Here is a 13070-nt window from a genome sequence, read left to right on the forward strand (position 1 = left end):
CAGGATTAAAGTGCTGTAAAAATAGCGTTAAATTGATCTAGGCTAAATGTACCGACTCGCCTATCTATATAGTTGCCGCCGACCTCTGGGCTCGTCTTAGGCTGTAGGTTGAAAGAAATAAGGTTTCCAGAGCCAGTTAGTGATTACTAATTAGCAGATGATAATTCTAAGGTGTGCATTTACGACAGGGAGATTTGTGTGACTTGAGTCACGCGTACCACCCCGATGTGGCCTTGTATGCCACTACAGGGGGCCCCTAAACTTACCGCATGCGGTAGCGGTACGCTGCCCTGAATAAATAGAGCAAAAAATGAGTAGCAACGACACTATCCGACTCCTCCTGATTCACGATATGCCCTCCGAGGCGCAGCGCTTGGTCAGCATGCTGCACAACGCGGGTCGACCCAACCGGGCTCAGCATGTTGCCAGTGAAGCGGTCTTTACTCGCTTGGTACAGGATAAAACCTGGGACCTTGTGATCGCCGCAGAGGGTAGCACCCAGATTCCGCCGGCAGTGGCGCTACGCACCATCAGTAAGCTGCAAAAAGATGTACCGGTTATCCTGTTGACCGAACGCAGTGGTTCCCAGCCAATTGTGGAGGGGTTAAAACAGGGCGCACGGGATGTGGTGACAGTAGATGAGGACCAGCACCTTCTGTTGGTGATTCAGCGAGAGATGCTCGCCTTGGATAACCGTCGCCAGGCACGCCTGCATGATCGTCGTTACCACGCAACTCTCGGTCGTGCCAAAGAGCTTCTGGACAGCTCCAAGGATGCAATAGCCTATGTATCCGATGGGCTAATCGTTTATGCCAATGACTCTTTCGCCGAGCGCTTTGGCTATGAAAGTGGTGAGGATGTTGAGTACCAGCCACTGATCGACATGCTGGCTGAAAATGAGCAGGGAGGCGCACGGGATTTTCTCAAGCGTTGTGCGATCGATAACAATGAAGTGGAAGCTAAGGAGTGGAAGTTTACTGCTCGAACCGTTGCAGGTGATCCGTTACCCACTCGCGCGGAGGTACTCAGTACTACTTACGAAGAGGAGCGCTGCCTGCAAGTGCGCATCGCCATGCGCAAGGGCGACACTGAGCAATTGGAAGCCCAACTCAGTGATATTAAAAACCGCGACCCGCTAACTGGCCTGTTTAATCGACAGCACTTTTTATCGTTACTCGACTCCACGATTAAATCTGCAGCGGACTCCCATCGCACCGGTGGCCTGATGTTTATCCAGGTGGATCGCTTTGCCGAGGAGGTGCAAAAGACCGTAGGCGTTGCAGGTGCAGACGCACTGCAGAAAGCCATGGCTGAACTGCTACAGGGATGCCAGCGAAGCGGTGATACCCTGGCGCATTATAGTGATGACAGCTTCTGCCTGTTGAGCCCGGATACCACGCCGGACAGTATTGAGCAGCGCGCGCGCGATATCCTGAAGAAAATTTCCGATACCATTTTTGACGCTGCAGGCAAAACCCAGCAGGTTACTGCCTCTATTGGAATTTCCCTGCTAAGCGAGGCCTCCAGTGGTTCACAGCAGGTGCTCGAGCAGGCGCAGGTGGCTCATAAGCAAGCTCTGGGAGAGGAGAGGCAGGGTGGCAATTTTGTCCTGTATGAGCCGGATACCGAAAGTGGCGCTGATGCTGATACTTACCACCGCGCTCGGGTGGTACAGGCCCTGGAGGCGGGTAACCTAAAGCTTTTATTCCAGCCGATCCTGAGCCTGCAGGGCACTGGGGAGCAAATGTATGAAGTGCTGGTGCGTATGCTCGATGACAAGGAAGAACTGGCACCACTGGCGTTCCTTCAGGAATTGGGCGACGCTGGTCTTTCCGCCAAGATGGACCGCTGGGTGATTCTCACCGCGATTAAGGCTGCCGCTGCGGCTCGCGCTAAGGGTAAGGATGTATCGCTGATGCTGCATATGACTACAGCTTCCCTGCTCGATACGAGTTTGCCTGCCTGGCTGGGGGTGGCTTTCAAGGCCGCCAAAGTTCCGCCAAGCACGGTGATTTTCCAGTTGCGCCAGGAGGACATCACCAGCAACCTGCATGCAGCGCGTGATTTCACTACTCAGGTGCAGCAGCTCGGTTGCCGCGTGGCTGTGTGCCACTTCGGTACCGGCTTGAACCCCTTTAAAGCTCTGGAGCATGTAAAGGTGGATATGGCCAAGGTAGATCCGTCGTTTGTGCGTGAAGTCCAGGACGAGGGAGAGAGCAGCGAATCTTTAGCCGGGCTGGTACAGCGTTTGGGTGAGGCAGAGACCAAGGTGATTGTGCCTCATATCGAGCAGGCCAGCATGTTACCCACCCTGTGGCAAACCGGTACCGATTATATCCAGGGCTACTATGTGCAGGCTCCGGCAGAGGAAATGAGTTTCGACTTTAGTCTGGATTAATTTCCGCAAGCCTATATCTGTAAGAAAAGCGCGTTTCCCATCGGGTTACGCGCTTTTTTTTACAGGACCTAGCTCTGTGAGGTCATACGTTGTAGCGGTTGCGCAGGGCAGCGATAGCATTGCGGGCCAGGGCGCCATACTCAGGCGCAGGCGCCGGTGCATTCTCCGGGGCTGTGCTCTCGCTCCAAGCGCGTTGTACGTGGTTTTGGCCGGCCTTCTGTTTGTACATCCTCGCCAGGCTAGCGTTGTAGCTCTTACTGGTGACGGTATCCACATGGTACCAGTGGGCCTTGGCACGGGAGTGGGAAACATCCATCAGCAAATAGCCGCGCTGGGTGACATTGACCCACTTTAAGTGCGGAATTAATCCGTCCATGGCGATCGCGGCTACGTCAGTTAGATGTGACTTATCGAGGAAGCTGGAGGTTACGCCGGGAGTTACAAACTCTCCCCCGAGAGCACCGCGACCGGTAAGGCGTCCGTATTCGAGAATGCTGAATGGGTTGCTGGCCAAGTCCCAGGCCCAGGAACTGTGAATATCTCCGGTGAGCACAAAGAAGTTTTCGATGTTGTTGTTGGCAATGTGATCGAATAATCGAGTACGGGAGGCGGTATAACCATCCCACTGATCCATGTTAATGGAGAAATCCTTGGCCAGGGTGAGCTGCGCCATCATCACCTGTTGTCCGAGTACCCGCCAGCGTACACCGTCCGATTGAGATTGGGTGAGGCCGCGGTACAACCATTCTTCCTGCTGTCGGCCGAGTAAGCTGCGCTCTGGATTGTCGGCTGTTTTCTGGTCAAACCAGTTGGCCTGTTCATCCCTTGCGGCGATGCGGGTATCCAGCATCATCAGGTCCATCAGGTTTCCGTAACGGAAACTGCGATAAATGGCTCTATCCCCAAATACGTCCAGAATGCCGTTGTCGCGGATGGGCATCCACTCGAAGTAGGCCTTATTTGCCACTGAGCGACGCACATACCAGTCACCTTCGCCATCTTGGGGATCGTGGTTTTCTGCCCCACCGGCCCAGGCATTGTTTGTGGTTTCGTGATCGTCCCAAACACAAATAAACGGGTGTTGGCGATGGGCTTCCTGCAAGTCGGGGTCGGAACGATACTGGGCGTAGCGCAGGCGATAATCCTGGATATCCACCATTTCCTTCGCGGGGATAGGTTCGCGTCCAAGCCCGGTGCCGGTGCCAAAGCCGCCGGGGCCGTATTCATAGATGTAGTCACCCAGGTGCAGTACCACATCCAAATCGGGACGTTGAGCGATTTCACGGTAGACGTTGAAAAAGCCCATTGGATAGTTGGAGCAGCTGGTTACTGCAAAACGCAGGCGGTCCACATGACCTACAGGCAGGGTCCTGGTTCGCCCTATAGGAGAGTCCATGCTGTTGGAATAAAAACGGTAGTAGTAAGTTGTCCCAGGCTGCAGGCCACTGGCATCCACCTTGATGGTGTAGTCCACTTCGGGGCCGGTCATGCCGTTGCCGCTGTTCACTACCAGCGCCATTTCCGGGTCCAGGGCGATTTGCCAGCTATAGGGCACCATGGACTGGAATAAAGGGTCTTCCGATGGGGTAATCCTGGTCCAGAGAATCACGCGATCGGCCAGGGGATCACCGCTGGCAACGCCGTGCTGGAAAGGCTGCTGGCCGGAGCCGTAGGCCTTAAGAAGTGGCAGGGATGCCAGGCCGGCGCTGGAAAATTGCAGAAATCGCCTCCGGGACAAAGACATAGTGCTCTCCTTTTTATGTGCTTGTTATAAAGGACACGCAGTCTGTCTTCGAAAGGTGAACGCTTTGTTAATTTCCAGTCAGATTTTTTCTGAAGCAGCTCAATTAGTCGGTAAATTCGTCCGCAGCGAGCTAAAGTGAGACTTTTGTCTATTTTGAAGGCATTAAAAAGTATGACTGTCGGCTTGAGGATGCTTTGGGGGATGATCTTAGGGCTGTTACCGCCGTCGATTAACTCCCTATCATTCCGCATCTGTGCACTCTCGGGTATGCTGTGTCGCGATTAAAAACAGAATACCCTGGGAGTAGATCCATGTTGCCCCGCTTACTTTGCACCAGCCTGATTGTCGGCGGCCTCGCCGTAGCCGGCGGGTGCTCAAAGACCGAGCCGTCTAAAGTCGAAGCTGAGAGTGCAAGCGCGTCGGTAAAAGCAGCCGCCGTGATTGAAAAGAAAAGTGCCGCTGAGAAGGCGCCTGAATCCGGTGTGGATTACCACTCCTTTGCCAACAGTAATGACTACCAGGTACAGCACCTGGATCTGGACCTGACTGTAGACTTCTCCCGCAAGGTTCTCGAGGGCGAAGCCCAGCTGGACTTCAAGCGCCTCAACGACAAGAACCTGCCGATGGTGCTCGACACCCGCGAGCTGGAAGTGGTTTCTGTAGCAGCCAATGGTGCGCCGGTGAAATTCTCCATGGGCGAGAAAGACGGTCACCTGGGCACCCCGCTGAATATTGAGTTGCCGGAAGATGCCAACAGCATCACCATCCGCTATCGCACAGTCCCTGGCGCCTCTGGCGTACAGTGGCTTGAGCCTCAACAGACGGCGGGCAAGAAGCACCCGTTCTTGTTCACTCAGGCCCAGGCGATCCATGCGCGTAGCTTTATTCCGCTGCAGGACTCCCCGAAAGTTCGTATCACTTACAAGGCGACCGTTCGTACCCCGAAAGAACTGCGCGCGGTGATGAGTGCGAACAATGACCCGCAGGCGGCCAAAGATGGCGTTTACGAGTTCGAAATGCCCCAGCGCATTCCCTCCTACCTGATCGCCCTGGCGGTTGGCGACCTGCAATTCAAACCCATGGGCAAGCGCACTGGTGTCTACGCCGAACCCTCCATGTTGGAATCTGCAGCGGCGGAGTTCGCCGATACCGAATCCATGCTGGAGGTGACCGAGAAGGTTTACGGCCCCTATCATTGGGACCGCTATGACCTGCTGATCCTGCCGCCCAGCTTCCCCTTTGGCGGTATGGAAAACCCGCGTCTGAGCTTTATCACTCCAACCGTAATCGCCGGTGACAAAAGCCTGGTGGCCCTGATCGCCCACGAATTGGCCCATTCCTGGTCCGGCAATCTGGTGACCAATGCCAGCTGGCGCGACTTATGGCTGAACGAGGGCTTCACTACTTACCTGACCAACCGCATCATGCAGTTTGTCTATGGTGACGAGCGTTACCAGATGGAAATGGCCCTGGGTTATGACGATCTGCAAGCGGACCTCGCGGACAAAGAGCCCCGCGATGAGATTATGGCGATCGACCTGCGCGGCCGTGATCCCGATGAAGTGTTCTCCAATATTCCCTACGAGAAAGGTTCACTGTTCCTGTATGAGCTGGAGCAGAAAGTAGGCCGCGAAGCGTTTGACCGCTTCCTGATGGAGTACTTCAACCACTTCTCCTTCCAGAGCATCACCACTGAGGACTTCGTTAAGTACCTCGACAAGACCCTGCTGGTTGAGCACGCCGATAAACTGGATCGCGAGCGGATTCACCAGTGGATCTTCGAGCCGGGTATTCCCGAAGGTGCACCGCACCCGCAGTCCGATGCCTTCAGCAAGTTGGACCCGGTGCGTCAGCAATGGTTGGACGGCAAATTGGCGGCGAAGGATATCGATACCAAAGGCTGGACCTTCCATCAGTGGAAGTATTTCCTCGACGGTATGCCTGAGAAGCTGACGGAAGCGCAGTTGAAAGAACTGGACAGCGCCTTTGGCCTGACCAAATCCCGCAATAACGAAGTGGCCTTCAGCTGGCTGATGATTGCTGTGCGCAATGACTATGAGCCGGCCTTCGATCGTTTGGAGAGCTTCCTCACCAGCATCGGCCGCAACAAGTTCCTGCGCCCGCTGTATCGCAATATGGTTGAGTCTGGTAAACAGGATGTGGCTGCACGCATTTTCGAGCGCGCCAAGGTGGGGTATCACCCGCTGACGGTGAAAGTGAACAGCCTGGTAATTTACGGTAAGAAAGAGGGCTAGATCGACCTTCGTCGCTTGTGCGATTTTGGTGCTGTGCACCGAAATCGCCGCCCTTTATACCGATTGGGGCCAGCGCAACACTGGCTACCACCAAGTTTTCCCTGGTTTTTTATCTGCATCTTCCCGTTTTTACTCTTCCCAAAGATTAACCAAATAAATCCGCTAAAAAGGCTTTTGGGTACCGTTTGAGCGGCGGGCAATACTAAAAAATGCCTGTGTAATCTCTTGTGTAGCAAAGCTGAACGAATTGGTACAAAAAGAAGATTTTCACGTCAATTTTCTGGCATAAAAATCATTAAACTGCTGTTCAAAGTGGAACCCTTTGCGTACCCTGCTGCTCGAATAAAAATCCATTAAGGCAAAGGGAGGTACCTATGTACAGACGGATTTTAATGCTGGCTTTTCTCAGTTTTTTGGCCGTTGGCTGTGAGTATGAGCCGAGCGCCTGTTCTGATAACAGGCCGAATTCATTTCCCTTCCCACATGCAATGACCTGACTTTTCCTGGGGCAGCTTCAGGGTTGCCCCAACTCGGCAATCTGGCGGTCGTTAAGGCCGAATAGGTATAGCGCCGCATCAAGGCCGAATAGGGTGATCGCCTGTGGTGCCTCCAGGCGTACCTTAGGCTTTGGGTGAATCGCGATACCCAGGGCACCCAGGTTCAACATGGGGATATCATTGGCCCCGTCCCCGACTGCAATCACTTGTTCCAGCGACAGCCCCATATTCCTTGCTGTTTCCTCCAGCAACAACCGCTTGCGCGTGCCGTCCACGATAGGTTCTATCACTTCACCGGTGAGTGCACCCTCGGCAAATTCCAAATCATTGGCGTATATCAAATCTACGGCAAGTCGTTCCCTCTGCAGGAAGTTGGCGAAGTAAGTAAAGCCCCCGGACAGAATGACGGTTTTGCACTCAAGCTCACGCAGGCAGTACAACAGTTTCTGTGCCCCTTTCTTTAGGGGCAATTGTTGGGCAATTTCTGCCAGGCGCTGTTCGGAGAAGCCCTTGAGTAGCGCCATACGTTTTTTGAAACTATCCCGGAAATCCAGCTCGCCACGCATCGCGGCTGCGGTGATGGCTGCTACCTGATCGCCGATACCGGTAACCTTGGCCAGCTCGTCGATCACCTCCGCATCAATTAGAGTGGAATCCATGTCGAAGCCTGCCAGTGTCGGTACTCTCTGGCTGGCCCCATCCTGTAAAACCAGGTCGGCTCCGATTTCCTCGGCCAGTTGCAGGCAAGCGAAACGCGCAGGGGAAAATTCCAACTCAGCACTGAGCTGGAGGCGAATTACCGTGCACTCATGCCGGTGGGCGAGAGTGTCGATAGTGTTGATTTGCCATTGTTGTTCGGTACAAAGCTTTAGTACGCGTTGTAGCTGTGTCAGGGTGGCGGCTGGGCTCAGAAGGGTTAAACACCAAGGGGACTGTACGACTGAAGGCTTAGCACTGGGCAAGCTCAGCTCACAACTGGTGGCGTCCGGAAAAGGGTCTGCACCTCTGTATTCAAGCCCCAGTCGCGCATAGTTGCCGCTATAGGTGAGGTAGCGCACAGGGCTGTCCAGGGGCGACTGGATAACTTGTGCCAGGGGCAGATGAAATTCTTGTGCTTTTGTCTCGTCGCCCATGGCGCAGCTCCCCAATTTAATCAATAAGCGACGCATTATAGCTCTAGCGGGAATCTTCGTTAAAATCAGCGCCGCAGCCTGGGCCCGCTTATTTGTTACAAAATAAAAAAACCCGTGGAACTATTTTGTTGCCGGATCGACCAACGGCACAGGAAATTACACTGGGCCTTATTGGCTTTTTGTGAGGATAAAATACGCCGCGGCCGTAGGCCGTCGTGAGCCTAAAAACACCAGTGGGTCCATGCACCTTTGCCAGTGTTTTTTGGGCGACGTCTTTATCAGTCAGGATGATTTATAAAGACGAAAGGAAAAAGAAACGCAAGGTAATAAAAAAACAAGGCAAGGTATTTCAGCCGCTTAATATGTCTGTATCGATTATTTCTCTGTTGCGCAAGTTGCCCGAACAATTTGCACGCCTATCTAAACGTATTCGCCAGCGCCTGCTGGCCGTAGCGATTTGGGTGATTCTGGCCGTATTCTGCAGCGCTGCTCTTGGCCATTACTATGGGCAGCGACATGCTGATGCTGTGGAAAAAGACCGGGCCTCGGCGCAGGCTGCCGCCAGTTTTCTCGCAGGGCAGAGCCTGGAGCGTATCGTTGCTGATGATCGAATCAGCATGCAGCTACTGGCCCGGCAATTACTAGAGTTGCCTGCCGTCGTTGGTATCTCTATTGAAGATGTGGAGTCCAATAGTCTGGCAGAAGTGGGCGATTTAAAAAATGGTGAGACCATCAGTGTGCCAGTTGTGTTACACGATAGTATCGCTGGCAATGTTACCGTGGCCCTGGCTCCCGGTGCGGGTGTTACTTTTCCTTGGGCCAGTTTGTTACTGACCCTGGTCTTTGCTTTGCCTTTTAGTGCAGTGGCGGCACTGATGGCAGGAGGCTTCTCCGCACCGCGCAGTCTGCCTTCTGAAGAGTCTCACGCATCGGTGAATATTCCTGAAGAAAAAGGGGACTCTATAGGCCTTTACCTGCGCCCCCTGAATTGGGCTCAGTTGACCAACCAACTGAGCCGCAGTGCGCTTGAGGGAATACAGCGGGAACTGGATGGGCGCATGCAGCTACTGCGCCGAATTTACGGTGCCCACCCTCTGAGTAGCGCCGGGCCTCAGGTTGGCCTGGGGTTTTCCGGCACTGATGCAGCCTTTCGCGCGGTCTGCTGTGGTCTATTGTTGCGGGAGATGCAGAGTGTCAGCCGAGCCACTGGTCTGAAGCTGGCCCTGGCTGTGGTGCCCTGCGAGCCTGGCTCGCCGGACTTCTCCGCCGAGCAGCTGCTAAATCAATCTCGTGGATTGTTCCTGCATCCGGAGCTGCTGGAGGAAACCTCCCTGGCTGGACGCATCGAGCACCATGGCGCTGGCTGGAACCTGGAAGTTACGGGGCTGACGCCCTCGTATCAAAAGTTGCTTAACAACCAGTTGCAACAGCTATTGGGCGCCTGAATACCTACCGCTGGTCACAGCGGCGAGTAAATGACCCGTTTGCTCTCCGTAGTTATTTTTTGGCACCTGCCTTACGTTTACGTTAACGTAAACTCTTGTTAGGCTTGGTTGCGTCTCGAGGAAGTACTTATGAAAGCCAAAGCCAGTATCGTAGAGCCCCATAGTTACAGTATTTCGGAGTTGGCCCGTGAATTTGATATCACTACCCGCGCCATCCGTTTCTATGAGGACAAGGGACTGCTCAAACCTGAGCGGCGCGGCCAGACCCGTGTTTATAGCCCTGAGGAGCGGGTACGGCTGAAGCTGATTTTGCGCGGTAAGCGCTTGGGGTTCTCCCTGGATGAGAGCCGCGAGATTATCGATATGTACGATCCCGCTCATGGCAATGTGGAGCAGTTGCAGCGCCTGCTGGAGCGCATTGCCCAGAAGCGTGCACTGTTGCAGCAGCAGCTGAGAGATATAGAAAGCCTGATGGGGGAGCTGGACGAAGCCGAGGTCCGTGCACAAGCGGCCCTGGTGAAGAGCCGCAGAGAGGACAACCCCTAAACCAAAATCCTGAAAATTTCGGCAAGTGTGCGATTGCCGGTGACCTCCAGAGGTTTTACGGGGGCGCCTGATGTAACGGCAGTCGCAGGCGCGGCCAATTTAATTAAAACTCGCAAATTTAACGTGGAGTCATTATGAATACCTCCTACCCAACTCTGAATTTCGGTCTCGGTGAAGACATCGATATGCTCCGTGACATGGTTTACAAGTTCTGCCAGGCGGAGCTGGCCCCACGCGCGGCGCAGATCGATGAAGACAACCTGTTCCCAGCGGATATGTGGAAGAAGTTTGGCGAGCTGGGTCTGCTGGGCATGACCGTGGAAGAGGAGTTCGGCGGTTCCAATATGGGTTACCTGGCACACGCTGTGGCCATGGAAGAGATTTCCCGCGCCTCTGCTTCTGTGGGCTTGTCCTACGGTGCCCACTCCAACCTGTGCGTAAACCAGATCCGTAAAAATGGTACCCGCGAGCAGAAGCTCAAATACCTGCCCAAGCTGTGTTCCGGTGAACATGTAGGCGCCTTGGCCATGAGTGAACCCAACTCCGGTTCCGACGTGGTAAGTCTGCAACTGCGCGCCGAGAAGCGCGGTGATCGCTTTATTTTGAACGGCAATAAAATGTGGATCACCAACGGTCCCGATGCCGATACCTATGTGATCTACGCTCGCACTGAGCCGGGCATCAGCTCCGGTGGTATCACTGCATTTATCGTTGAGCGCGGTTTTGCCGGCTTCTCCCAGGCGCAAAAGCTCGACAAGCTGGGCATGCGCGGTTCCAACACCTGTGAGCTGGTGTTCGAAGACTGTGAAGTGCCGGAAGAAAATATCCTCGGTGAACTGAATGGCGGTGTACGCGTATTGATGAGCGGTCTCGACTACGAGCGCACCATTCTCTCCGGAGGCCCTGTCGGCATTATGCAGGCCTGCCTGGATGTGGTGGTTCCCTATATTCACGAGCGCAAGCAGTTCGGCAAGGCCATCGGTGAATTCCAGTTGATGCAGGGCAAGATCGCCGATATGTACGCTGACCTGAATGCCAGCCGCTCTTACCTGTACGCTGTGGCCCGGGCTTGTGATCGCGGTGAGGACTCGCGCAAGGACGCCGCCGCTGTAATCCTGTTTACTGCGGAGCGCGCAACACAGATGGCCCTGCAGGCTATCCAGACACTGGGTGGCAATGGCTACATCAACGAGTACGCCACTGGTCGTCTGCTGCGCGATGCCAAGCTCTACGAAATCGGCGCGGGCACTTCTGAAGTGCGCCGTATGCTGATTGGTCGCGAGCTGTTTAAAGAGACCCGCTAAGGCTGGGCATTTCTTCTCGCCGCCGGCGCCTGCCGGCGGCAGCTGTCTCCAGCCGGGCACTGCGGCAATAAGCTGCGCCCTGTGGAGGTCTTTTCTCCGGGAAAGTGAATCGGACTTTATGAATCAGTTGCAGAGCAAAATAAACACGCGCGATACCGCCTTTGGCGAAAACCGCGAGCAGATGCAGGCGCTGGTGGCAGACCTGCGCGAGAAAGTGGAAGCCATCGCCCAGGGCGGCGGCGAGCGCGCAAGGGAAAAACATCTGGCGCGAGGAAAATTATTGCCACGGGACCGTATCGATGCGCTGCTCGATCCGGGTAGCCCTTTTATGGAATTTTCCCAGCTGGCCGCTCACGAGGTTTACGGTGAGGATGTTCCGGCTGCGGGTATTATTACCGGCATCGGCACCGTCTCCGGTCAGCCCTGTGTGATAGTGGCTAACGATGCCACTGTAAAAGGTGGAACCTATTATCCCCTCACAGTAAAAAAACACCTGCGCGCGCAGACCATCGCCGAGCAGAACAATCTGCCGTGCATTTACCTGGTGGATTCCGGTGGTGCTAATTTGCCGCGCCAGGACGACGTTTTCCCAGACCGTGAGCACTTCGGTCGCATCTTCTTTAACCAAGCCAATCTCTCTGCACAGAATATTCCGCAGATCGCGGTGGTTATGGGTAGCTGCACCGCCGGTGGAGCCTATGTGCCGGCCATGGCAGACGAATCCATTATGGTGAAAGAGCAGGCCACCATCTTCCTGGCGGGCCCGCCCCTGGTGAAAGCGGCCACCGGTGAAGAAGTTTCCGCTGAGGAGCTCGGCGGTGCCGAGGTGCACTGTCGCACTTCCGGGGTTTCCGATCACTACGCCAATAACGACGTACATGCGTTGCAGTTGGCGCGCCGCTCTGTAGCGCGCCTGAACCGCATCAAAAATCCCGGCCTGGATATCCAAAAGCCAGTGGAGCCGATTTATCCACCGGAAGATATTTACGGTGTGGTGCCCAAGGATTCGCGCCAGCCTTTTGACGTGCGCGAGATTATCGCGCGGGTTGTGGACGGATCTGAGTTCGATGAATTTAAAGCGTTGTACGGCACCACTCTGGTAACTGGTTTTGCCCGTATCCAGGGCTATCCGGTGGGAATTGTTGCCAACAACGGCATCCTGTTTGCGGAGAGTGCACAGAAGGGCGCGCACTTTATTGAGCTGTGTGCGCAGCGCAAGATTCCATTGGTTTTTCTGCAAAATATCACTGGTTTCATGGTGGGCAAACAGTACGAGGCGGGCGGCATCGCCAAACACGGCGCCAAGATGGTGACCGCTGTCGCTACCGCCAAGGTGCCCAAAATTACCATCCTCATCGGCGGCTCTTTCGGCGCCGGTAACTACGGTATGTGTGGCCGCGCCTACGATCCCAACTTCCTGTTTATGTGGCCCAATGCGCGCATCTCGGTTATGGGGGGTGAACAGGCTGCTGGCGTATTGGCCCAGGTGAAGCGCGACCAGATGGCCGCTCGTGGTGAATCCTGGAGCGAAGAGGAAGAGCGCCAGTTTAAACAGCCGATTGTGGATAACTACGAACACCAGGGGCACCCCTACTACGCCTCCGCGCGCTTGTGGGATGACGGCGTTATCGATCCGGCGGATACCCGCCGCGTGCTCGGTCTGTGCCTGGCGGCGGCGAGCCACAAGGAGCCGGAAGAGACCAGGTTCGGCGTGTTCCGTATGTAAGGAACCGTGGTTGCGGCGCCAA

At 54.9% G+C, this 13070-nt stretch carries 8 protein-coding genes; 6 read left to right on the plus strand and 2 right to left on the minus strand.

The genetic code is table 11. From position 1 onward, the window contains the following. Positions 1-310 precede the first annotated feature (310 nt). Positions 311-2398: an EAL domain-containing protein gene (locus ACJJI7_RS08435; RefSeq protein ID WP_444902322.1), complete on the plus strand. Its 2088-nt coding sequence runs from the start codon at positions 311-313 to the stop codon at positions 2396-2398. An 82-nt stretch (positions 2399-2480) separates the two neighbouring features. Here ACJJI7_RS08435 and ACJJI7_RS08440 read toward each other — a convergent pair whose 3' ends face one another. Further along, positions 2481-4142: an alkaline phosphatase D family protein gene (locus tag ACJJI7_RS08440; protein WP_444902321.1), complete on the minus strand. Its 1662-nt coding sequence runs from the start codon at positions 4140-4142 to the stop codon at positions 2481-2483. A 311-nt stretch (positions 4143-4453) separates the two neighbouring features. Between ACJJI7_RS08440 and ACJJI7_RS08445 the strand changes: the two genes are divergently transcribed. Next, a complete protein-coding gene (locus ACJJI7_RS08445) occupies positions 4454-6397 on the plus strand; it encodes a M1 family metallopeptidase (RefSeq protein ID WP_020411593.1) in 1944 nt (647 codons plus the stop codon). A 514-nt stretch (positions 6398-6911) separates the two neighbouring features. On the opposite strand, the gene serB is transcribed toward ACJJI7_RS08445, so the two are convergent. After that, positions 6912-8027, minus strand: coding sequence for a phosphoserine phosphatase SerB (gene serB, locus ACJJI7_RS08450; protein ID WP_282951828.1), 1116 nt, complete (start codon positions 8025-8027; stop codon positions 6912-6914). A gap of 362 nt (positions 8028-8389) precedes the next feature. Here serB and ACJJI7_RS08455 point away from each other — a divergent pair, with 362 nt between their 5' ends. The 4 genes from ACJJI7_RS08455 to ACJJI7_RS08470 all read left to right on the plus strand — a co-directional run bounded on the left by ACJJI7_RS08455 (position 8390) and on the right by ACJJI7_RS08470 (position 13048). Then, the gene (locus ACJJI7_RS08455; protein WP_282951827.1) at positions 8390-9472 is read left to right on the plus strand and encodes a hypothetical protein; all 1083 of its coding nucleotides are present in this window, start codon (positions 8390-8392) and stop codon (positions 9470-9472) included. A 129-nt stretch (positions 9473-9601) separates the two neighbouring features. After that, positions 9602-10018, plus strand: coding sequence for a MerR family transcriptional regulator (locus ACJJI7_RS08460; RefSeq protein ID WP_020411590.1), 417 nt, complete (start codon positions 9602-9604; stop codon positions 10016-10018). Between the two features lie 134 nt (positions 10019-10152). Beyond that, positions 10153-11322 (plus strand): isovaleryl-CoA dehydrogenase, encoded by a 1170-nt coding sequence (locus ACJJI7_RS08465; RefSeq protein WP_108731530.1) that lies wholly within the window; start codon positions 10153-10155, stop codon positions 11320-11322. 118 nt (positions 11323-11440) lie between these two features. Next, positions 11441-13048 (plus strand): carboxyl transferase domain-containing protein, encoded by a 1608-nt coding sequence (locus ACJJI7_RS08470; RefSeq protein ID WP_282951826.1) that lies wholly within the window; start codon positions 11441-11443, stop codon positions 13046-13048. Positions 13049-13070 lie beyond the last annotated feature (22 nt).

This window comes from Microbulbifer variabilis (genome assembly GCF_056232115.1).